Genomic DNA, 21,443 nt, shown 5'->3' with positions numbered 1-21,443 from the left:
TGGACGTTGGGCACAGCCGACCCGACCGGGCCGGCTGAGGTTGTATATCAACGGGGTTGATTAGAACTTCTGGGTGTAGTCGATGTAGTAGACACGACCGTCGATGCCGTAGAGGTCTTCTTCATAGGTGAAGCCATCGCTCGACAGGGAAGGTCCGCGGTTAAACATGTTCTTCACGCCGGTCTGGATCTTGGCATTCCAGCTGGTATCGACCGCTACGTTCAGGTTCCAGATGGTGTTGGAAGCGATATGACCCTCTTCCTGTCCATTCACGTAATCCTGACTCTGGGAGTCGATATAGTTGGCGCTCAGATAAGCATCCAGATTCCACCACTGCGGGAAATTGGCACCGACCCCGGAGTTGAAGCGAAGGTCTGGCAACGCATTCCAACCCTTCTTGTCGATCATTGGGCCACCGGCAAACAGACCTTCTTCATACTTCAGGATGTAAGTACCACCGAAGTCATAGCGCATCGTGAAGAAGTTGAAGTCGTACTTGTAGTCAGCCTTGAAGTCGATACCACTGGTCTTGAGTTGCCCCAGGTTGACCATGCCGGCGTAAACCATCTCGACATCGCCGTTGGCGTCACGAATGACGTTCGGGTTGCTGCCGGTGTTGAGCTCCTGATAGAACTGGGTCTGAGTGGTAGCCAGCTGGATCACGTCATCAATCTTGATGTAGTAGTAATCGAGCGACAGGTTCAGGTTGTCCAACGGGTTGTAAGCAGCCCCTATGGTGAAGGTATTGGCGGTCTCTTCCTTCAGGTTCTTGTTGGCTTTACGCGTTGTGTCGTACTGCGCTTCGGAACAGTTGGCAACGCCATTGGCCTGGCAACCTACATAGTCCTTGGCAAAGTCGGCAGAGAAGGAGTCTGCAGCATAGAGATCATCCAGACCCGGTGCGCGGAACGACTGGGACCAGGAGGTGCGGAACATCAACTGGTCGAGCGGCTGATAACGCAGACTCGCTTTGGGCGAGAAGGCGCTGCCAAAGTCGCTGTACTTGTCGTAACGGCCCGCTAGGTTCAACTCGATCTGCTCGGTGATGGGGATCAGGCTCTCGATGTAGGTGGCAAACACATCGCGCACACCGCTACCGGAGTTGCCAGATGAACCCAGTACGTTACCCGCTTCGGACTGACTGTCATAGGTATCGGAGTAAACCCAATCGTTATACTCGGCTCCCAGATACCAGCTGACGGGGCCAGCAGGCAGTTCACCCATCTCCCAGCCCAGACCTCCGTACCACTGGAAGAAGTCCATTTTGGAGGCACGACTGGTATCGTATGAAAGGTCCTTAGTGGCCGCATCAGAGAAGCTGCCATTAACGAATTTGCCGCTATTGACCTGAGTCTGTACTGCGGGCTCCAGAACGTAGCCGGAACCATTGCTGCGGTTATCTGTTTTGGAATACATGTAACCGGCGTTCCACTCCAGATCGCCCACCGCTTCGGTCGGCACAGTCCCTTCAAAACCAAGGTTCATGTTACCGGTCAAGTCAGTCACATCGTTATCACGGGGACCGACGTTGTTGAAGCGGTAGTAAACGGTCGCAGCCTTAGCGGTGCTGAAGTTGTTGGCAGACAGGACTGCTGCGCTTTCAGGGGTGGAACCATCCACGGTGAAGGCACCGGCAGCTGGCGCGAAGCGGCCAAAACTGGTGACGCGGGAACCAATCAACTGCGGTACGAAATCCACATTGTCATTGATGTGGTAACGACCATTCACATAGACGGTATCGCGAGTACGAGAGGCAGTCTTGGCGGCGACCTTGGCAAAGTCGAAGCGGCAAGCCGTGCCCTTGGTGACGAAGCCGGTTCCGGTACTTTCACAGTCAACCCCATTCAGGGTACGGGTAACTGTCTTACCGGTGGTGGCATCCACCCCTTTGATATTGCGGCCATAGAGACTCGGCGCCGTGGCCCCCTCTTTCGCCAGATAGTCGCGATCCTTGTAGTAGATCTCGTCCTTCACATCGTGCTCATAAACCATCATCAGGGAGCCTTTCTCACCCGAGATGCCACTGACGATGGAACCACTCTGCTCGTCACCACCCTCCTCGGTCGGTGAACCGACGCGCCCCTGGAAGGTCAAGCCTTCAAAACCCTCTTTGAGGATCACGTTGATGACGCCGCCGATGGCATCAGAACCATAGAGGGCGGAGCCGCCATCCAGGTTCACTTCCACACGCTCAACGGCTGCCATGGGGATGGTGTTTAGGTTGATGGAAGTACCACCCATGGTCGGTGAACCGGCGATCCGCTTGCCATTGAGCAGTACCAGAGTACGGGTAGAGCCCAGACCACGCAGACCAACGGTTCCCTGAGATTGATAGGAGTCACCGGAGGAAGGGGAGTAACCACCAAAGGAGTTGTAGGAGGCCTGTTTCAGATAATCGGCCACAGTCTGCTGACCAGACTGTTCAATTTGGGCCTTGCTGACAGAGACAACCGGAGTCGCCCCCTCAACATCAACACGGGAGATACGGGAGCCAGTGACTTTGATTTTCTGCAATTTTTCGACGCTCTGCCCTTCTTCGGCAGATACGAATGGTGCCGCCGCAAGGCTCGCCAAGGCGAACGCAATCGCAGCAGAGATTCTGCTCTTCCTAAGCATCGCTTATATCCTTCCTGGTTGTTTATTGTTTGCTTCCTGATACCGCCCTCTTTGGAGCGATGTGTAAGGCTTATCAATCTTTGACTGGCGGCGTCAATGGAGTAGGGGTGTGGCGAGGATGGGCGTAGAATAAGCGGAGTGTATTAATTTTGACCGGCATAATTAGTGAATAATTCTACCAAAAACAACCCGTACAATGTAAAAATATTGTTAAATGTCATAAATGGCGCTGAATTAAAATTTGATGAACTTATTAGTTAACGTGCTGTCCGTTTATATCTTATTTTGATTTATTGGCATTAATAAGAATAAAACACCAACTTCATGAGGGTTGCACCTGACCATTCTCATGGGGATAACAGATAAAATCGTCGAGATGACATCGTTTTCCATCAATTTCACACCACAAACAAAAACATTAAAAATCAACAAGTTAAAAGCACTAAAAACTCAAACAAACAGCTGTTTATATTTTTTAAAATAATGTTGAGCAGTAGCGTTTTGTTTTGATTTTCACTTTTCAGATAAAAAACATCATTTTTCGGTGCTTTTGGTCTCAGCGGGTCATTTGTCCCAGTTTTCCATTTCCTTGTACTTGATTTTTGTTGCAGAGCTTTTACAGTGGCCAAGCTGATTGTCTGCTGTTTGGCAACCAATCCAGCGCGTAATGCCAGGAAGGATAGGCCCGTCACCGGATTTGACTGGTCGCAAAAAAGAACAACAAGGACGAGGTTCCACCATGCTGTCGTATTTCCTACGCCGGATGTTTTTGATCATCCCGACGTTTCTCGGTATCACCCTGCTCGTCTTCACCATCACCCGTTTCGTGCCGGGCGGCCCGGTCGAACGCATGCTGCTACAGGCCCAGGTTTCCCAGAATGAATCTGGCCGATCCAACGGCAGCAAGGGGGCGCAGGCCCTCTCCGATGAACAGATCGAGGAGCTCAAGGCCTTCTATGGTCTCGACAAGCCGATGCTGGTCGCCTATTGGGAGTGGCTGCAGAAGCTGGCGGTGCTGGATCTGGGCGAATCGACCCGCTACTACGAACCGGTGTGGGATCTCATCAAGGAGCGGCTCCCCGTTACCGCCTTCTTCGGGCTGGCGACCTTTCTGCTGAGCTATGCGGTCTCCATTCCGCTCGGGGTGGCGAAGGCGCTCAGGCACAACAGCCGCTTCGACTCGTTAAGCTCCATGCTTATCTACATGGCCTATGCCCTGCCCGCCTACGTGGTGGGGATCTTCCTCATCACAGTCTTCGCCTTCCATCTGGAGTGGCTGCCGATGGGCGGTTTTCCGGGAGACGACTTTGAGCACATGGAGAGCAGCTGGGATCAGATCCGCACTGTCTTTGCCCACGCCCTGCTGCCGCTTATCGCCTACGCCATCGGCGATTTCGCCATCCTCACCATGACCATGAAAAACAGCCTGATGGAGAACCTGTCGGCCGATTATGTGCGTACCGCCGTGGCCAAGGGACTGCCGTTTCGCAAGGCGGTCACCGACCATGCCATGCGCAACAGCCTGATCCCCATCGCCAGCCACCTGGGATCTGTGCTCACCGTTTTCTTTAGCGGTTCCTTCCTCATCGAGACCATCTTCAACATCGACGGCATCGGCCTGCTCGGTTACGAGGCGATCGTCGAGCGGGACTACCCCACCGTCATGGGCATTTTGGCCATCACCTCGATGCTGATGCTGATAGGTAATATCGTCTCCGATATCTGTGTTGCCCTTGTTGACCCACGCGTACGGTTTGGAGAGTGACCATGAACCAGACCCCTCTTGCCATGCCGATGCTGATATCACGCCATATCGTCTCCGATACCTGCGTGGCACCCTCTGTTGACCCCCGCGTGCGGTTTGGAGAGTGAGCATGAACCAGACCCCTCTTGCCATGCCGATGCTGATATCACGCCATATCGTCTCCGATATCTGCGTTGCACCTCCTGTTGATCCGCGCGTGCGGTTTGGAGACTAACCATGAACCAGACCCTTTTTGCCATGCCGATGCTGATATCACGCCATATCGTCTCCGATATCTGCGTTGCCCTCGTTGATCCCCGCGTGCGGTTTGGAGACTGACCATGAAGCTCAATCCGGTTACCTTGAAAAAACTCAAGCGCTTCAAGTCGATCAAGCGCGGTTACTACTCCTTCATCATCTTCACCACCCTGGTGCTGCTCTCCCTGCTGGCGGAGCTGCTGGTCAACAGCCGGGCACTGATGGTGAGCTATCAGGGCCAGCTGCATTTCCCCACCTATGGCGATGTGATCCCCGGTCAGCAGTTCGGGCTCGATTACGAGTACGAAACCAACTACCGCCAGCTCAAGGCCAAATTTGCCGCAGAGGGCCAGGGCGACTGGGTGCTGCTGCCGCCGGTGCCCTGGAACCCCTACGAGCAGGATTTCAAGGAGGATGCCTACCCGCCCTACGCCCCCAGCGCGGCTGAGCGCCACTTCCTCGGCACCGACACCAGCGGCCGCGACGTGCTGGCGCGACTGGTTTACGGCTTTCGCATCGCCATCGGCTTTGCCTTTATCGCGCTGGCGGCCAGTTACGCCATCGGAGTCACCATCGGCTGTCTGATGGGCTTTCTCGGCGGCCGCTTCGATCTCATCCTGCAACGCTTTATCGAGATCTGGTCCCAGGTGCCGTTTCTCTACGTCATCATGATCCTGGTGTCGCTGGCCAAGCCCAACTTCGGCCTGTTTGTCGCCATCAACGTGCTGTTCGGCTGGATGGGGATCACCTGGTATATGCGCACCCTCACCTACAAGGAGCGGGCGCGGGACTATGTGATGGCGGCGCGAGCGCAAGGGGCGACCACCGGGCGGATCATCTTCAACCACATCCTGCCCAATACCCTGATGATGATCGTCACCCTGGCGCCATTCGCCGTGGTGGGCAATATCTCCACCCTGACGGCACTCGACTATCTGGGCTTTGGCCTTGCGCCGCCGACCCCGAGCTGGGGGGAGCTGCTCTCCCAGGGCATCAACAATCTGGATGCCATCTGGATCGTCAGCTCGGTGGTGGCTGCGGTGAGTCTGGTGCTGATCATGGTCTCCTTTATCGGCGAGGCGATCCGCGAGGCGTTCGACCCGCGCAAATTTACCCGTTACCAATAAGCCAGCCGATGCCAGCGCATCGGCAGGCGCCGGGTAACGAACAGTGATTAATGAAGGACGGGCCGCCGCCATCGGCGGTCCCGGGAGCAAGGGATAATCCCGTTATCAATCAAGACCCCCAGTGCAGGGGCCAGACCTGGAAGTCAAACATGAAAAATAAAATCAAATGGATAGGTGCTCTCTTTGTGCTGGTAAACGGATCCTGGGTCTGGGCGGCCAGCCTGCCCGCGGATCTCAAATGGGAGACCAACGACACGGATCCTGTGTTCGCCTCCCCCAAGGCGCTGCCGGGTGGCAACCTCAATATGTTTGTGGAGAGCTTTCCGCTGACGTTCCGCACCGTAGGGCCTGACTCCAACGGTTCGTTCCGCTCCTTTATTCTCGATAACCAGTTGCGACTCATCAGCTTTCACCCCAATACCGGCAACCCCATCCCCTCGCTCGCGACCCACTGGGCCATCGCGCCAGACAGCCAGACCGTCTACTTCAAGCTGGATCCCCGCGCCAAATGGTCGGATGGCAAGCCGGTCAATGCCGATGACTACACCTTCGGCTACGAGATGATGCGCTCCAAACACATCAAGGGGCCCTGGTTCAACAACTACTACATCACTGAAGTGGTAGCGGTAGAGAAGATCGATGATCACACCATTATGGTCAAAGCGGGCAACCGCAAGGCCAAGATGGACCTGCTCAACACCACCGAGCTGTGGCCCCAGCCCAAGCACTACTACAAGCTGACCCCCAACTGGGTGAAGCAGTACAACTGGGCCGTGGTGCCCACCACAGGTCCCTACGTGATCAGCGACGTCAAGAAGGGCAAGTCGGTCACCTTCAGCAAGCAGAAGGATTGGTGGGCAAAAGACGATCGCTATAACCAGCACAGATTTAACATCGACACCATCAAGGTACAGGTGATCCGCGACCACAACATCGCCTTCCGCCACTTCCTGAAAGGGGAGATCGATACCTTCGAGATGATCCTGCCCAACTGGTGGCATGAAAAAGCGGTCACCCCGGAGTACAAAAAAGGCTACGTGCAGAAGGTGATGGCCATGACCGACACCAAACAGGGCGGTCAGGGGGTGCACCTCAATGTGGCCAACCCCAAGCTGGCGGACGTAAACGTGCGCCTCGGCATCCAGCACGCCTTCAACATCGACAAGATGATCGAGACCGTGCTGCGCGGCGACTATGACAGAGCCACCACCTTTGACTCGGGCTTTGGCGAGTTCACTGACATCACCCTGCCGGAGCGGGCTTATGACATCGGCAAGGCGCGGGAGTACTTTGCCAAGGGCGGCTACAACAAGCCGGGGCCGGACGGCATCCTGCAAAATGAGAAGGGTGAGCGGCTGACGCTGGCGCTCACCTACACCAGTCAGGAGCACTCCAAGCGACTGACCGTGCTGAAAGAGGAGGCCAAGAAGGCGGGTCTGGATTTGGAGCTCAATCTGGTGGATGGCGCCACCGGCTTCAAGGTGATGCTGGAGAAGAAACACGAGGCTGCCTGGCTCGGTTGGGGCGGCGGCGGTCTCTATCCGCAATATTGGGAGTTTTTCCACTCCGCCAACGCCAACAAACCGCAGACCAACAACCTGTTCAACGTGGCTGACAAGGAGCTGGACGCGCTGATCGATGCCTACCGCGTCGAATTCGACATGGCCAAACGGGCCAAGCTCTCCCAGCAGATCCAGCAGCGCATCTATGATCTCGCCATCTTCGTGCCCGGGGTGCAGCTCAACTATGTGCGGGCCAGCAGCTGGCGTTATGTGATGCTGCCGGAAGTGCCCGCCACCAAGAACACGCCGGATCTGCTCTACTGGCCGATGGACGGTTATCCTCACAGTAGTGGCGGTCTGCTCTGGCTCGATCCCAAGGTGAAGGAAGAGACCCGCAACGCCAAGGAGGCAGGGGAGGCGCTGGCGCCCATCAACCTGCTCGACAAGACCTATGCACGTCATTGATATTCAGGCCATTGCGAAGGGAGCAGCTGTTATGCCCAACACCCAGGCCCCAATCCTCGAAGTGCGCGATCTCGAGGTGGAGTTCACCGTCGATGACGGCAAGATCAAGGTGCTCGACGGGGTCAGCTTCAAGGTGGCCCCGGGTCAAACTCTGGGGATCGTCGGCGAGTCCGGCTGCGGCAAAAGCGTCACCTCGCTTGCCATCATGGGGCTGCTGCCCAAACCCCATGGTCAGGTGGTAGCCGGCTCCATCCGCTTTCAGGGGGAGGAGCTGCTCACTCTGGCACCAGATCAGATGTACAAGGTGCGCGGCAACCGCATCTCGATGATCTTTCAGGAGCCGATGACGGCCCTCAACCCGGTGCAGACGGTGGGAGAACAGCTGATGGAGGTGTTTCGCCTCCATCGCCCCGAGTATGACAAGGCCCAGCGCAAAGCCGCGGCTATCGCCATGCTGCAGAAGGTGGGGATCCCGGAACCGGCCCAGCGCTTTGCGGTCTATCCCCACAACCTCTCCGGCGGTATGCGCCAGCGGGTGATGATCGCCATGGCGCTCTCCTGCGAGCCGGACCTGCTCATCTGCGATGAACCGACCACGGCGCTGGATGTCACCATTCAGGCCCAGATCCTCGAACTAATGAAAGAGCTGCAGGCCCAGACCGGGATGGCCATCATCTTTATCACCCACGATCTGGGGGTGGTTGCAGAGCTGTGCGACGAAGTGGTGGTGATGTACGCCGGGCGGGCGGTAGAGCAGGCCGACGTGTTCGAGCTGTTTGACCACCCCCGTCACCCCTATACCCACGGCTTGATGAGCTCGATCCCGCGCCTTGAGGATGAGCCCAAGAGCCTGCTCAAGACCATCAAGGGACAGGTACCGGCCCTGCACGAGATGCCCGCTGGCTGCCGCTTCTCCAACCGCTGCCCCCACGCGACCGATCTCTGTATCAGCGCCATTCCGGCGGTGGAACAACTCAATCCGCGCCACCATGTCGCCTGTCACTACTGGAAGGAGTTGACCGTATGAGCACTCTGTTATCGGTCAGGGATCTGAAACAGCACTTCCGGCTGGGAGGCGGGTTCCTGCGCAAGCAATATACGGTTCATGCGGTGGATGGCATCAGCTTCGACCTGAAACAGGGGGAGACGCTGGGGCTGGTGGGTGAGTCGGGCTGCGGCAAGTCCACCCTCGGACGCAGCCTGCTCAAGCTGTTCGAGCCGACCGCGGGCACCATCACCTTCGAGGGGCGCGATATCACCGCCCTCAGCCCGAAGGAGATGCGCTCCCTGCGTCAGGAGATGCAGATGGTGTTTCAGGATCCTGCAGAATCCCTCAACAGCCGCCACACCGTGGGCCAGATTTTGGAGGAGCCCTTTATCATCCACGGTAAAGGCAACACTGAGCAGCGCCGCGGCTGGGTGCAGGAGTTGCTGGCAAAAGTGGGCCTGCCGGGCAGCGCGGTGGATCGCTACCCCCACGAGTTTTCCGGCGGTCAGCGCCAGCGGATCGGCATCGCCCGCGCCATCGCCCTCAAGCCCAAACTGCTGGTGTGCGACGAGGCAGTCTCGGCCCTCGATGTCTCGGTGCAGTCGCAGATCGTCAACCTGCTGCTCAGCCTGCAGCGGGAGATGAACCTCTCCATCATTTTCATCGCCCACGATCTGTCGGTGGTCAAACACATCTCGGATCGGATTGCAGTGATGTATCTGGGACGGATCGTCGAGCTGGCGGATGCCCAGTCGCTCTATCTGGCGCCACGTCACCCCTATACCCAGGCACTGATCTCCGCCATTCCGGTGCCGGACCCGCGCAGGCGCAGCCAGCGCATTCTGCTGACCGGCGATGTGCCCTCCCCCATCTCGCCGCCAAGCGGCTGCCACTTCCACCAGCGCTGCCCCCATGCGACCGAGCTGTGCAAAAACAAGGCGCCCAAGCTTGAGGCGTGTGATGAATCCCATCATCAGGTGGCCTGTCACACCCCGCTCGCCGTCAGTGGTCACGCCATCAGCGGCAGCGCCATCAGTGGCAACGCCATGAGCGGCGACAGCAGGCTGGAGCAGGCGAGCTAGGCGCAGCGAACAAACCCCAGGGTAGAAACAGACGAGGCGGCCATCAGGCCGCCTCGTGCTATCGGGTCACTCTTGTCTTATCGAGCCACGGCTGCCGCTTGTCAGGCAATCTGGTAACGGCCCGGCTTGTGGTTGAGTGTCAACACCAGATTACAGATAACCGCCGCCACGATGGAGAGCGCCAGGATCCAGGGCTGCACCACGAAAAACGAGGCAACAACAATGGCGCAATCGAGCCCCATCTGCAGCTTGCCCGCCCGGATGCCAAAGCGATCCTGAATAAAGAGCGCCAGTATGTTGAAGCCCCCCAGACTCGACTTGTGGCGAAACATAATGAGCAGCCCCATACCAATCAGGGTACCGCCGATCAGCGCCGCATATAGGGGCTCTATCTTGCCGATCTGCAACACCCCGTTGAGGTGATCGGTCATGTAGGAGACCGCCGCCACCGAAACGAAGGTGTTGAAGGTAAAACGGGGCCCCATCCGCAGCCACGCCAGCGCATAGAAGGGCAGGTTGATGCCGAAAAACAGCAAGCCAAAGCTGATGCCGGTCACCTTTTGCAGCAGCAGCGCCAGCCCGGCGGTGCCGCCAGTGAGCAGGCCAACCTGATGAAACAGAAAGATGCCGAGGGAAACAAAGCCGGCCGCCGTCAGCAGGGCCAGCACATCCTCATAAATAGGATGGGCAGTGCGAATCGAGGTGTTGTCCATAACCTGTATCCAAGCGAAGTAAAGAGAGAGTGTCTGTCGCCTGCCGTTGCGGGCGGGCTGCGAGCCCTGTCCACAGGGCTTCGTTATGGGGTCCAGTCTATTTTTTGTGAAAAGGATCACAACAGTCAGGCTGAACGCCCCATTCTGGTGCCTGTCATCTGGCATTGACACTCGCTGCACCAAGATGCAGCATGCCGCGGTTTAAGCGCGCCATCCCCCATTCACAGCACGAGGCACTTTTCATGAAGGTCACCATTTTTGGCACAGGCTATGTCGGGCTGGTGCAGGCCGCCGTTCTGGCCGAGGTGGGCCATCAGGTCTGCTGCGTGGATGTGGATGGCGAGCGGATCGCCGCCCTCAGGCTGGGGCAGATCCCCTTCTATGAGCCGGGGCTGGCCCCGCTGGTCGAGAGCCATCAGGCCAGCGGCCGCCTGAACTTTACGGTCGATCCCGCCATTGGCGTGGCACACGCCGACCTGCTGCTGATCGCCGTGGGCACCCCGGCTGACGAGGATGGTTCAGCCGATCTGCAACATGTGCTGGCGGTGGCCGACACCATAGGCCGACTGATGAGCCGCCCCAAGCTGGTGGTGACCAAGAGCACTGTGCCGGTCGGCACGGCGCAGCAAGTAAGAGAACACATTGAGCTGCAGTTGGCCGCCCGTGGGCTGCCCCTCGCCTGCGAAGTGGCGGCCAACCCCGAGTTTCTCAAGGAGGGAGCGGCAGTCAACGACTGCATGCGACCGGATCGCATCATCATCGGTTGTGACAGCGAGCGGGCGCTTGAGCCGTTGCGCGCCCTCTACGCCCCCTTCAATCGCAATCACGACCGGATCGTGGTGATGGATCTGCGCAGCGCCGAGCTCACCAAATACGCCGCCAACGCCATGCTGGCCACCAAGATCTCCTTTATGAACGAGATGGCAGCACTCGCCGAGCAGCTGGGGGCCGATATCGAGGCTGTGCGGCAAGGGATGGGGGCCGATCCTCGCATCGGCTACCACTTTATCTACCCGGGCTGCGGCTACGGCGGCTCCTGCTTCCCCAAAGATATCAAGTCGTTGCGCCATACCGCGGCGAGTGTCGGCTACGATGCCCCGCTGCTGGCGGCGGTCGAGCAGGTCAACCTGCGCCAGCAACAGAAGATGGCGCAAACCCTGCTGACCCGCTTCGGGCCGGATCTGCGCGGCCGCACCTTCGCCTTGTGGGGACTGGCGTTCAAACCCGGTACCGACGATATGCGCGATGCGCCGAGCCGCCCGCTGCTGGCCGCCATCTGGGCTGCCGGTGGCCGGGTACAGGCCTTTGATCCCAAGGCGATGGAGCGTGCCCATGAGCTTTACGGCCAGCGGCCGGATCTGCTGCTCTGCCCGACTCAGGAATCTGCACTGGAAGGGGCCGATGCCCTGCTGATCTGCACCGAGTGGCAGGCGTTTCGCGCCCCCGATTTCCAGCAGCTAAAGGCCCTGCTCAACCAGCCCGTCATCATCGATGGCCGCAACCTCTATGATCCGCGCCAGCTCAGCGAGCTCGGGTTTGACTATCACGCCATCGGGCGGCCGCATCTTCCCGCCAAAACGCAGCCTGCCAACACCAGTTGCAACCCGGAGACTCAACCATGATCTATCTGGTCACCGGCGTCGCCGGTTTTATCGGCTTTCACGTAGCCAGCCAGCTGTGCGCCGCAGGCCATCAGGTGGTGGGGATCGACAACCTCAATGACTACTACGAGGTGAGCCTCAAAGAGGCGCGGCTGGCACAGCTCAAAGCCCTCCCCCGTTTTCACTTCAAGCGGCTGGATCTGGCGGATCGCGAAGCGATGGCGACCCTATTTGCCAGCCACGGTTTCGAGCGGGTGATCCATCTGGGGGCACAGGCGGGGGTGCGCTACTCCATCGACAATCCGTTCGCCTACGCCGACAGCAACCTCACCGGCATGCTGACGGTGCTGGAGGGGTGTCGCCACCACGGGATCCAGCACCTCATCTACGCCTCCTCCAGCTCGGTTTATGGCATGGGGGATCAGATGCCCTACTCCACCGCGCAGCAGGTGGATCACCCGGTATCCCTCTACGCCGCCACCAAGAAGAGCTGCGAGCTGATGGCTCACGCCTATTCCACGCTCTATGGCCTGCCCACTACAGGGCTGCGCTTCTTTACCGTCTACGGCCCCTGGGGCCGCCCCGACATGGCCATCATCAAGTTCACACGCGCCATCCTCGCGGGAGAGCCTATCGACGTCTATAACCACGGCGATCTCAGCCGCGACTTCACCTACATAGACGATATCGTCGCGGGGATCCTCACCGTGGCCGACCAGCCGCCCCGCCCCAATCCCGATTGGCACGCCAGCGAGCAGAGCGCGGCCGAGAGCGCCGCCCCCTACCGCATCCTCAATATCGGAAACGGCCAGCCGGTACGGCTGCTCGATTTTATCGAGGCGCTGGAAGAGGCCATCGGTAAACCCGCCATCAAGCGGATGCTGCCGATGCAGGCAGGCGACATGCACGCCACCTGGGCCGATAGCGAACCGCTGCACACCCTCACCGGCCTGCGCCCCGCCACCTCCCTCAGGGAAGGGGTTGCCGCGTTTGTCCGCTGGTATCTCGACTACTACCGGCCAGCCTCCTGACGAGATCGGAGCCGCCCAAAGAACCGAAATGACGACGACAAGCGTGATGACACCACGGCTCGGCAGCGGCGCCGCGCGATATACTCGCCTCGTGCCACCTGGGAGCGACGCCCGACCCCAGGCAAGCGATTCGCAGCCACGCCCCCCATGACCACAAGGAGCCACCCATGATCCGAACCCTGCTTTTGACCGGTGCCGCCATCGCGGCCTATGCCCTGCAACAGAGCCACTCTCTGCTGCCCCTGCTCAGCCTGCTGGCCCTGCTCTCGCTCTGGGTCGTGAGCGAAGTTGGCCAATTCTACCGTGACCTCCCCGATGCCAACACAGATGCCAACGCCGATGAGCAGGAGTATCACCACGACTTCTAACCGGATGAAAAAGGGTGTGAAACTATCGAGATGCCGTTAGTTCCATACCATTTTGCTCTCTGAAATCCCCGGGCTATAACAACAGGATCCACTGGGTTTGTGGCGATAACAGCCATGTTCCTCTATATCTTCTGTACTCAAACAGGAGATAACCCATGCGGGACATCAGCGAAAACGGACTGTTTTTGCTGCTTTTTTTGTCGTTGTTACTGGCAGGTACGCCGCGGGCGATGGCACAAGGCAGGGATTTCAGACAGGCCCCCAAGGCGCTGACGGCGCTCAAGCAGGGCCAGAACGCCCAACACAGCGGCAACCTGCAAAAGGCCATCGCCCTCTACTGTGTCGCCGCCAGCACCGGCAACCCTGAAGGGTATTTCCGGATCGGTCGCCTGCTCGCTACCGGCCCCGCCTCGGTGCGCAGTGCCAAACTGGCCAACAGCTATCTCGCCATGGCGATGCGCCTGGGCAACCAACAGGCTGCCCGCTACTACAACGCCCGCATCGGCAATGCGCCGATGGGGGATCAGTGCGGCATCGGGATCCGTGGCGGTCAGGGTGGCTATCTGGCACAGATCCCCTCCACCCCCTTCAATGTCGACTCCTGGGTTGCCCGCCAGCCACCCGCCAAACAGAAACTGGTCTCCATGCTGCGTCACGCCGCAAAGCACCACAAAGTGGATGCCCGGCTGGTACTGGCGATTGCCATCGCCGAATCCAATCTCAACAGCCGCGCCGTTTCACCAAAGAATGCCCAGGGGCTGATGCAGCTCATCCCCGAAACCCAGCAGCGATTCGGGGTAACCCGGCCATTCGATCCGGCCCAGAACATCAAGGGCGGCGTCACCTATCTCAAGTGGCTGGATCGCCGCTTCGATGGCGACTGGGTGCTGATCTCGGCGGCCTACAACGCAGGGGAAAAAGCGGTGGAGCGCTATGGCGGGATCCCGCCTTATGACGAAACCCGGCAGTATGTGAAACGGGTGCTCTATTTTGCCGGCCACAAGTAACCCTGATGCAGTTATCGCCACCGGGGGAGCCAGATAAATCGCTCTAATCACAAAATGATTAATAAATTTGCGCAATCGTTTTCCTGCAAGTAGAATCCGGCGCTTTCCCGCAGCCCTGACAGGTAAAACATGAATTTCTTTAAATCCTTGGCGTGTCTGATCGCTCTGGTGAGCGCACCGCTATTTGCCGCCAATACGCCAAACACCCCTACCGCGCCCATCCTGATCCAGGGGGCCATGGAGGTGGAAGTGGACACCATGATCGCCGCCCTGCAAGAGAAGCAGGAGCTGACTGTCGGCGCATGGACATTCTGGCAGGGCACGCTGGCGGGCTATCCGGTGGTTATCTCCCGCACCGAAGTGGGTCTGGCCAATGCAGCGGCAGCCACTACGCTGGCCATAGAACGCTTCAAGCCGCGCCTCATCATCAATCAGGGCACCTCAGGCGGTCATGACCCGGCGCTCCATCGCGGCGACATCGTCATCGGTACCAAGAGCTTCAACATGGGGGCCTATCGCAGTGACTTTACCCCGGCAGATCAAGGGATTGACTCGCGTAAATGGCACAACTTCGATGTGACCATGCGGCTGCGCGACAACGGCAAACTGGTAGAACACACCTCGTTTGCTGGCGACCCCGAGCTGGTTGGCCGCGCCCTGGGTATGGCTGACCGTTATCAGCACGGTCGCGTGGTGGCAGGTATCATCGGCACTGCAGATGAGTGGAACCGCCAGGTGGCGCGAATCAACTGGCTGCACCAGACCTACAACACCGCCACAGAGGAGATGGAAACCTCTGCTGCCGCACTGGTCGCCGAAGCCTACAAGGTCCCCTTTGTCGGGATCCGGGTGCTCTCCAACACCGATCTCCATGGTGAGGAGTTCGATCCGAAAACGGCTATCCACTGCCAGCAATTCGTCATCGACTACACCAACGCCCTGATCAACAGCTTTAACAAGGCTTGATAGTGCCAGAGAGGCCGCCGCAATGGCGGCCTCTCTCTCTTGCCCCCCCCCAGCCTCAACCAGACCGCCATCCTCCATACGCCTCTCAAGTCAGTCAGCAACCATCATCAACAGACAGCCACCTTGCGCCCGTAGTGGCGGTAATACCCCACCAGATTGCTGACCAGAAACAGCCCCTCCATCAGCGCTGCCACCGGTGAGCCCACCAGCAAGTTGTTGGCCAACCAGCAGAGGGTGCCGAGCAGCATCCAGCGCCGCAGCAGGCGATCATCCTGGCAGAAGGCCGCCCGGGTTTGTAGCAGACTGCCCAACAGGCCAAGCAGCGCCAGCGGCCCCTGATAGGTCGCCAGCACGGCCGCACAGGCCAACCCCATGAAAAACCACATCAAGATGCTGCGAACCAACCAGATGCTGACCAGAAAGCGCACGCTGGCCAGCAGCAACAGGCTGGCGGCTGACCACTGCCCGAGCAGGGCAAAGTGACCGGCATTGAGCACGCAGGAGAGGGCCAGACAGGCCAATATCCCCCGACGATCCCGCAATTGAAAAGAGGCCAGGTCAAGCAGCAGCGCCACACTCACCACCAGTTGCGACCACAGAAACAGCGACATCATCCACACCTCATCCTTCGTTTGGATGGCGCAGCATGAAGTGGCAACCAGCAGACGGCATTAACCCGTGTTAATGCGGCGGCGGATCCGCGACAGGGTGACCGGGCTGATACCGATGTAGTTGGCGAGCTGCACCTGAGTGAGCCGCGCTGGCCAGTGAGGGAAGGTGTGGCAGAGCTCCCGATAGCGCTCCTCGGGGGAGTGCAGCAACAAAAAAGCCTCCTTGCGCTCCTTGTAACCGAGCTGCTGGCGCAACAGGGCCATGCAGACTGGCTGCCAGGCGAGCTCATCCAGCAGGGCGAGCGGCACCCGCACCACTTGCAGTTCCGTCAGCGCCTCCAGCTGATAGCGAGCTGGCGACCCCGTGAGCCAGCTGTCGTAGAGCAGGCAAAGCTCCCCTTCGAAGTAGAACTCCTTGCAGCGCTCCTGGCCATCCCGGGTGTAGTGGCAGGCACGGGCGATGCCCGCTTCGATATAAAACGCCGAATCCTGCTCCGCCCCTTGCGCCAACAGCGCCTGACCGGCGCGCAACGTCAGCCGTGGCAAGCGCTGGCAGAGGGATGCGCTCAGGGCGGCATCCAATCCCATGGCACTGAGAAAGGCGGCCAGAGTGGGTGCCTGAGGGGATGGGGTCATGATGGCTCCAGGACAAAACAGAGGGCCACATCATGCCAAGATTGTCCGGCTGATGCAGCAAGACGTGACCACGGCGGCAAAGGGGAGCGCCAACCGGGCGCCGCCTTTGCCCACCCCTGTCCATTGGTTTACAATCGACGGGTTTTTTGGAACCGGGTTGACGGCGTGTCGACCTGGCCCCACCACGACATCAGTCTGTTAGTGCCAAGACATTAACCTGCTGAAAAGGAAGAGAATTAGCCAATGGCTCAATTTATTTACACCATGAACAGGGTTGGCAAGGTTGTGCCGCCCAAGCGTCATATCCTCAAGAACATCTCCTTGAGCTTCTTCCCGGGCGCCAAGATCGGCGTCTTGGGTCTCAACGGTGCCGGTAAGTCCACCCTACTGCGCATCATGGCTGGCATCGACACCGATATTGAAGGGGAAGCCCGTCCGCAACCCGGCATCAAGATCGGCTACCTGCCCCAGGAGCCCAAGCTGGATCCGGAGCAGACCGTGCGCGAAGCGGTCGAAGAGGCGATCGGCGAGGTGAAGCGCGCCATGGCCCGTCTCGACGAGGTCTATGCGGCCTACGCCGATCCGGATGCGGATTTTGACAAGCTGGCCCGCGAACAGGGCGAGCTGGAAGCCATCATCCAGGCTCAGGGCGGCCATAACATGGAAAACCAGCTGGAGCGTGCGGCCGATGCCCTGCGCCTGCCAGCCTGGGACGCCAAGATCCAGCACCTCTCCGGTGGTGAGCGCCGCCGTGTGGCACTGTGCCGTCTGCTGCTGGAAAAGCCGGACATGCTGCTGCTGGACGAACCGACCAACCACCTGGATGCGGAATCCGTAGCCTGGCTGGAGCGCTTCCTGCACGACTACGAAGGCACTGTGGTAGCCATCACCCACGACCGTTACTTCCTCGACAACGTAGCGGGCTGGATCCTGGAGCTGGACCGCGGCGAGGGTATCCCGTGGGAAGGCAACTACTCCTCCTGGCTGGAACAGAAGGACGCCCGTCTGGCGCAGGAAGCAAGTTCCGAAGCGGCCCGTCGCAAGTCCATCGAGAAAGAGCTGGAGTGGGTGCGTCAAAACCCGAAAGGCCGTCAGGCCAAGTCCAAGGCCCGTATGGCTCGCTTCGAAGAGCTCAACACCAACGACTACCAGAAGCGCAACGAGACCAACGAGCTGTTCATTCCGCCCGGACCGCGCCTCGGCGACAAGGTGCTGGAAGTGGCCAACCTGCGCAAATCCTACGGTGATCGGGTGTTGATCGACGATCTGTCGTTTGCCATTCCGAAGGGTGCCATCGTCGGCATTATCGGTCCTAACGGTGCCGGTAAATCGACCCTGTTCCGCATGATGTCAGGTCAGGAGCAGCCGGATTCCGGCGCCATCACCCTGGGTGAAACCGTGGTGCTGGCTTCCGTGGATCAGTTCCGCGACAGCATGGATGACAAGAAGACGGTATTCGAAGAGGTCGCCGACGGTCAGGATATCCTGCGCATCGGCACCTACGAGTTCCCGAGCCGTGCCTATATCGGCCGCTTCAACTTCAAGGGTTCCGACCAGCAGAAGCGGGTTGGCGAACTCTCCGGTGGTGAGCGTGGTCGTCTGCATCTGGCCAAGCTGCTGCAGACCGGCGGCAACGTGCTGCTGCTGGATGAACCGACCAACGATCTGGATATCGAAACCCTGCGCGCCCTCGAGAACGCCCTGCTGGAGTTCCCGGGTTGCGCCATGGTCATCTCCCACGACCGCTGGTTCCTCGACCGTATTGCCACTCACATTCTGGATTATCAGGACGAGGGCAATATTGCCTTCTTCGAAGGTAACTTTACCGAATACGAAGAGTGGAAGAAGAAGACCTACGGCGCCGAGGCGATCCAGCCCCATCGAGCCAAGTACAAGCGCATCACCAAATAAGGCTGACTGCGTGTTGAGGGGAGCTTCGGCTCCCCTTTCTATTTCCTTTTAGCTTACAATCCAAGACGGATGCCTTTGCATGGATGTAGCAAGATGACGACCCCAATAGAGAAAAAACTGACCATCCAGATCCGGGTTGAACCGGGTTGCCTCGGGCCGGATGGCAAGGAGCACATAGAGACCTTCTGTGCCGCTGCCGCCAAGATTTTTGCCGCCGTGGATCCCGAGCTGGTGAGCTGGGTGCTGATCCCCCGCTACGACAAGCAGTTGCCGGAACAGGAGTTCTTCATCGAGGGACGCAAGCTGACCGAAGAGCAGGCTAGCCTGTTTCTGCGCCGCTTCGGCCGCGAACTCGGTGAGGTACAAGACCGACTCGACTCGGTGCTGGCCCAACTGGTGGAGCGTTACTTCAAAACCCTCTAATTCCCGGCCTTGGCTTCCGATAAAACATTCTCGATAGCAAGTTGTCGATAAAAGGTTCTCTGGTGAGAACCTTTTTTGCTGTTCAAAAAGCAAACGTTTTAATTTTTACCCTATTCATTGATCTACCTCGCAGATCCAGGGTTTGTAAACGGCACCGCCTGTGTAAAAATGTGCGCACTGTCACGGTATCAGGACGAGTTTGGTTACTTAACCACCAAGATCAGGGCAATTTACCCCGCATGGATGGAATAGCCCGGTCCCCTGCTGCTTATTTCACGTCACCTATTGGAATCCAACATGAACCAACAACACCAAGCTGCCAACCAGGCCGCCGGGCAAGGATTGCTTGAGCGCCTGTTTGCCCTGCAAGGCCATGGCACCAATGCCCGCACCGAAGTGATCGCCGGCATCACCACCTTTCTGACCATGGTCTACATAGTGTTCGTCAACCCGCAGATCCTCTCTGCTGCGGGCATGGACACCCAGGCGGTGTTCGTCACCACCTGCCTGATCGCCGGTATCGGCAGCATCCTGATGGGCCTGTTGGCCAACCTGCCCATCGCCCTGGCCCCCGCCATGGGACTCAACGCCTTCTTCGCCTTCGTGGTGGTCGCAGGTATGGGTTACTCCTGGCAAGTGGGCATGGGCACCATCTTCTGGGGCGCCATCGGTCTGTTGATCCTCACCCTGCTGCGGGTGCGCTACTGGCTGATCGGCAACATCCCGCTCACCCTGCGGGTTGGCATCACCGCCGGTATCGGTCTGCTCATCGCCCTGCTGGGCCTGCACAACGCCGGGATCGTGGTCGCCAGCCCCGCAACTATGGTGACCGTGGGCAACCTTACCTCCCTGCCCTGCCTGCTGGGGCTGCTTGGCTTCTTTATCATCTGTATCTTCTCCGCCCGTGGCGTCCACTCCGCCGTGTTGATCGCCATTGTGGTCACCACGGGTCTGGGCTGGCTGTTTGGCGATGTTACCTTCAAGGGCTTCGTCTCCATGCCCCCCAGCATAGAGCCGGTGTTCGGCCAGCTGGATCTGATGGGATCGCTGGATATCAGCCTCGCCGGGATCATCTTCTCCTTTATGCTGGTCAACCTGTTCGACTCCTCCGGCACTCTGATTGGCGTCACCAACCGCGCCAAGCTGGCCGATGATCGCGGCCACTTCCCGCGCATGAAACAGGCATTGATGGTGGATAGCGTCAGCTCCGTCGGCGGCGCTTTCATGGGCACCTCCTCGGTCACCGCCTTTATCGAGAGCAGCTCCGGCGTTGCCGTCGGCGGTCGCACCGGCCTCACTGCTATCGTGGCTGGCGTCCTGTTCCTGCTGGCGATCTTCTTCTCCCCGGTTGCCGCCATGGTGCCGGCCTATGCCGCCGCTGGCGCCCTCATCTACGTGGGCGTGCTGATGTGCTCCGAGCTGACCCGGGTCAAGTGGGAAGATCTGACCGAAGCGGTACCGGCCTTCATGACCGCCGTGATGATGCCGTTCAGCTTCTCCATCACCGAGGGGATCGCCATCGGCTTTATCTCCTACTGCGTGATGAAGGCTGGCACCGGCCGCTGGCGCGAGATCAACCCCTGCGTGCTGGTGGTCGCCCTGCTGTTCGTGCTCAAGTTCGTCTGGGTCGACAGCCACTAAGCTGCTGTTCCACCAATAAAATGGGCCTCCGATATCGGGGGCCCATTTTTATAACCGGGGTTAAAAAGGGTGGCAGCGCAACGCTCACCCCGTCAGGCAAAACTGTTAACATGGCTGTCGATAGCCAGAAAATGTCCATCACCATCCAGCAAGGAGCCAGGATGCAGAACAGAGAAGAGCAGTTTCAATTCGAGATCAGTGACGACAAGGGGCGGCTCGATGTGCCACTAATCCACCGCTTTTTATCGGAAGAGGCCTACTGGTGCCGGGGCATTCCCCACAGCACTGTGGTGCGGGCCATCAACCACTCCCTCTGCGTTGGCGGCTATGTCGACGGTCAGCAGGTCGCCTTCGCCCGGGTCATCACCGACAAAGCCACCTTCGGCTATCTGGCCGATGTGTTTGTGTTGCCAGAGTATCGCGGCCGCGGCTACAGCAAGGCGCTGATGGCGGTCATCGTCGACCATCCCGAGCTGCAGGGATTGCGGCGTCTCGCCCTCGCCACCTCCGATGCCCACGGCCTCTATGCCGGTTTTGGCTTTGCGCCGCTCGCCAACCCGGGCAGCCTGATGGAGATCTACCACCCCGCCATCTACCAGCGCACCTGAATGGCTGGCAGCCAATAATTCCCGCCGGATCATGCTTCTCGCCCCTGCGCTGTGACGCGGGGGCCTGACAGTGCTAGATTGGCAGCCACCATTTTGAACCGGCAGTTTCGTTAACCCCGTGTCGTTAACCACCTGTCGTGAACCA

18 protein-coding genes are annotated in these 21,443 nt (G+C 59.0%); 14 read left to right on the top strand and 4 right to left on the bottom strand.

Annotation, left to right across the window (positions count from 1 at the left end; translation table 11 throughout):
• Positions 1 to 60: 60 nt before the first annotated feature.
• The gene (locus BN4575_RS17955) at positions 61 to 2,616 is read right to left on the bottom strand and encodes a TonB-dependent receptor (RefSeq protein ID WP_068979217.1); all 2,556 of its coding nucleotides are present in this window, start codon (positions 2,614 to 2,616) and stop codon (positions 61 to 63) included.
• Between the two features lie 739 nt (positions 2,617 to 3,355).
• Between BN4575_RS17955 and BN4575_RS17950 the strand changes: the two genes are divergently transcribed.
• The 5 genes from BN4575_RS17950 to BN4575_RS17930 all read left to right on the top strand — a co-directional run bounded on the left by BN4575_RS17950 (position 3,356) and on the right by BN4575_RS17930 (position 9,782).
• Positions 3,356 to 4,381, top strand: a complete 1,026-nt coding sequence (locus tag BN4575_RS17950) for an ABC transporter permease subunit (protein ID WP_068979216.1) — start codon at positions 3,356 to 3,358, stop codon at positions 4,379 to 4,381.
• Between the two features lie 320 nt (positions 4,382 to 4,701).
• Entirely contained in the window at positions 4,702 to 5,745 is a 1,044-nt protein-coding gene (locus BN4575_RS17945) for an ABC transporter permease (protein WP_013724081.1), read from the top strand.
• Positions 5,746 to 5,894: 149 nt separating this feature from the next.
• On the top strand, positions 5,895 to 7,712 hold the full coding sequence (locus tag BN4575_RS17940) for an extracellular solute-binding protein (RefSeq protein ID WP_068979215.1): 1,818 nt from the start codon (positions 5,895 to 5,897) through the stop codon (positions 7,710 to 7,712).
• A 31-nt stretch (positions 7,713 to 7,743) separates the two neighbouring features.
• Entirely contained in the window at positions 7,744 to 8,739 is a 996-nt protein-coding gene (locus tag BN4575_RS17935; protein ID WP_141689861.1) for an ABC transporter ATP-binding protein, read from the top strand.
• Positions 8,736 to 9,782 carry an ABC transporter ATP-binding protein gene (locus BN4575_RS17930; protein WP_068979213.1) on the top strand — a complete coding sequence of 349 codons (1,047 nt, stop codon included), beginning with the start codon at positions 8,736 to 8,738 and terminating at the stop codon, positions 9,780 to 9,782. Before BN4575_RS17935 ends, BN4575_RS17930 begins: the two co-directional genes overlap by 4 nt.
• Before the next feature lie 101 nt (positions 9,783 to 9,883).
• Here BN4575_RS17930 and BN4575_RS17925 read toward each other — a convergent pair whose 3' ends face one another.
• On the bottom strand, positions 9,884 to 10,495 hold the full coding sequence (locus BN4575_RS17925; protein WP_005349421.1) for a YitT family protein: 612 nt from the start codon (positions 10,493 to 10,495) through the stop codon (positions 9,884 to 9,886).
• A gap of 242 nt (positions 10,496 to 10,737) precedes the next feature.
• On the opposite strand from BN4575_RS17925, the gene BN4575_RS17920 reads away from it, so the two are divergent.
• The 5 genes from BN4575_RS17920 to mtnN all read left to right on the top strand — a co-directional run bounded on the left by BN4575_RS17920 (position 10,738) and on the right by mtnN (position 15,468).
• Positions 10,738 to 12,117 (top strand): UDP-glucose dehydrogenase family protein, encoded by a 1,380-nt coding sequence (locus BN4575_RS17920; protein WP_068979250.1) that lies wholly within the window; start codon positions 10,738 to 10,740, stop codon positions 12,115 to 12,117.
• The gene (locus BN4575_RS17915; protein WP_068979212.1) at positions 12,114 to 13,127 is read left to right on the top strand and encodes an NAD-dependent epimerase; all 1,014 of its coding nucleotides are present in this window, start codon (positions 12,114 to 12,116) and stop codon (positions 13,125 to 13,127) included. Before BN4575_RS17920 ends, BN4575_RS17915 begins: the two co-directional genes overlap by 4 nt.
• Positions 13,128 to 13,294: 167 nt before the next feature.
• Positions 13,295 to 13,495, top strand: a complete 201-nt coding sequence (locus BN4575_RS17910) for a hypothetical protein (RefSeq protein ID WP_042018101.1) — start codon at positions 13,295 to 13,297, stop codon at positions 13,493 to 13,495.
• Positions 13,496 to 13,650: 155 nt separating this feature from the next.
• Positions 13,651 to 14,502 carry a lytic transglycosylase domain-containing protein gene (locus tag BN4575_RS17905; RefSeq protein WP_068979211.1) on the top strand — a complete coding sequence of 284 codons (852 nt, stop codon included), beginning with the start codon at positions 13,651 to 13,653 and terminating at the stop codon, positions 14,500 to 14,502.
• A 129-nt stretch (positions 14,503 to 14,631) separates the two neighbouring features.
• Positions 14,632 to 15,468 (top strand): 5'-methylthioadenosine/S-adenosylhomocysteine nucleosidase, encoded by an 837-nt coding sequence (gene mtnN, locus BN4575_RS17900; RefSeq protein WP_068979210.1) that lies wholly within the window; start codon positions 14,632 to 14,634, stop codon positions 15,466 to 15,468.
• 107 nt (positions 15,469 to 15,575) lie between these two features.
• Here the strand turns inward: mtnN and BN4575_RS17895 are convergent, their stop codons facing one another.
• Complete coding sequence (locus BN4575_RS17895) at positions 15,576 to 16,082, bottom strand: YgjV family protein (protein ID WP_042018105.1); 507 nt, start codon at positions 16,080 to 16,082, stop codon at positions 15,576 to 15,578.
• A gap of 57 nt (positions 16,083 to 16,139) precedes the next feature.
• A complete protein-coding gene (locus BN4575_RS17890) occupies positions 16,140 to 16,715 on the bottom strand; it encodes a Crp/Fnr family transcriptional regulator (protein ID WP_068979209.1) in 576 nt (191 codons plus the stop codon).
• Between the two features lie 243 nt (positions 16,716 to 16,958).
• Between BN4575_RS17890 and ettA the strand changes: the two genes are divergently transcribed.
• The 4 genes from ettA to BN4575_RS17870 all read left to right on the top strand — a co-directional run bounded on the left by ettA (position 16,959) and on the right by BN4575_RS17870 (position 21,298).
• The gene (gene ettA / locus BN4575_RS17885) at positions 16,959 to 18,626 is read left to right on the top strand and encodes an energy-dependent translational throttle protein EttA (RefSeq protein ID WP_068979208.1); all 1,668 of its coding nucleotides are present in this window, start codon (positions 16,959 to 16,961) and stop codon (positions 18,624 to 18,626) included.
• Positions 18,627 to 18,719: 93 nt separating this feature from the next.
• Positions 18,720 to 19,049 carry a hypothetical protein gene (locus tag BN4575_RS17880; protein WP_068979207.1) on the top strand — a complete coding sequence of 110 codons (330 nt, stop codon included), beginning with the start codon at positions 18,720 to 18,722 and terminating at the stop codon, positions 19,047 to 19,049.
• 297 nt (positions 19,050 to 19,346) lie between these two features.
• Positions 19,347 to 20,690, top strand: a complete 1,344-nt coding sequence (locus BN4575_RS17875) for an NCS2 family permease (RefSeq protein WP_068979206.1) — start codon at positions 19,347 to 19,349, stop codon at positions 20,688 to 20,690.
• Positions 20,691 to 20,851: 161 nt separating this feature from the next.
• Positions 20,852 to 21,298 carry a GNAT family N-acetyltransferase gene (locus BN4575_RS17870; protein WP_068979205.1) on the top strand — a complete coding sequence of 149 codons (447 nt, stop codon included), beginning with the start codon at positions 20,852 to 20,854 and terminating at the stop codon, positions 21,296 to 21,298.
• Positions 21,299 to 21,443: the final 145 nt, after the last annotated feature.

This window comes from Aeromonas sp. EERV15 (assembly GCF_900079845.1).
GTDB lineage: Bacteria > Pseudomonadota > Gammaproteobacteria > Enterobacterales > Aeromonadaceae > Aeromonas > Aeromonas sobria.
This window is presented reverse-complemented; position numbering and strand designations above follow the sequence as displayed.

Excerpts from the sequence above, each read along its gene's own strand:
- BN4575_RS17955 (WP_068979217.1), bottom strand. The coding sequence starts at position 2,616 with ATGCTTAGGAAGAGCAGAATCTCTGCTGCGATTGCGTTCGCCTTGGCG.
- BN4575_RS17950 (WP_068979216.1), top strand. The coding sequence starts at position 3,356 with ATGCTGTCGTATTTCCTACGCCGGATGTTTTTGATCATCCCGACGTTT.
- BN4575_RS17945 (WP_013724081.1), top strand. The coding sequence starts at position 4,702 with ATGAAGCTCAATCCGGTTACCTTGAAAAAACTCAAGCGCTTCAAGTCG.
- BN4575_RS17940 (WP_068979215.1), top strand. The coding sequence starts at position 5,895 with ATGAAAAATAAAATCAAATGGATAGGTGCTCTCTTTGTGCTGGTAAAC.
- BN4575_RS17935 (WP_141689861.1), top strand. The coding sequence starts at position 7,744 with ATGCCCAACACCCAGGCCCCAATCCTCGAAGTGCGCGATCTCGAGGTG.
- BN4575_RS17930 (WP_068979213.1), top strand. The coding sequence starts at position 8,736 with ATGAGCACTCTGTTATCGGTCAGGGATCTGAAACAGCACTTCCGGCTG.
- BN4575_RS17925 (WP_005349421.1), bottom strand. The coding sequence starts at position 10,495 with ATGGACAACACCTCGATTCGCACTGCCCATCCTATTTATGAGGATGTG.
- BN4575_RS17920 (WP_068979250.1), top strand. The coding sequence starts at position 10,738 with ATGAAGGTCACCATTTTTGGCACAGGCTATGTCGGGCTGGTGCAGGCC.
- BN4575_RS17915 (WP_068979212.1), top strand. The coding sequence starts at position 12,114 with ATGATCTATCTGGTCACCGGCGTCGCCGGTTTTATCGGCTTTCACGTA.
- BN4575_RS17910 (WP_042018101.1), top strand. The coding sequence starts at position 13,295 with ATGATCCGAACCCTGCTTTTGACCGGTGCCGCCATCGCGGCCTATGCC.
- BN4575_RS17905 (WP_068979211.1), top strand. The coding sequence starts at position 13,651 with ATGCGGGACATCAGCGAAAACGGACTGTTTTTGCTGCTTTTTTTGTCG.
- mtnN (WP_068979210.1), top strand. The coding sequence starts at position 14,632 with ATGAATTTCTTTAAATCCTTGGCGTGTCTGATCGCTCTGGTGAGCGCA.
- BN4575_RS17895 (WP_042018105.1), bottom strand. The coding sequence starts at position 16,082 with ATGATGTCGCTGTTTCTGTGGTCGCAACTGGTGGTGAGTGTGGCGCTG.
- BN4575_RS17890 (WP_068979209.1), bottom strand. The coding sequence starts at position 16,715 with ATGACCCCATCCCCTCAGGCACCCACTCTGGCCGCCTTTCTCAGTGCC.
- ettA (WP_068979208.1), top strand. The coding sequence starts at position 16,959 with ATGGCTCAATTTATTTACACCATGAACAGGGTTGGCAAGGTTGTGCCG.
- BN4575_RS17880 (WP_068979207.1), top strand. The coding sequence starts at position 18,720 with ATGACGACCCCAATAGAGAAAAAACTGACCATCCAGATCCGGGTTGAA.
- BN4575_RS17875 (WP_068979206.1), top strand. The coding sequence starts at position 19,347 with ATGAACCAACAACACCAAGCTGCCAACCAGGCCGCCGGGCAAGGATTG.
- BN4575_RS17870 (WP_068979205.1), top strand. The coding sequence starts at position 20,852 with ATGCAGAACAGAGAAGAGCAGTTTCAATTCGAGATCAGTGACGACAAG.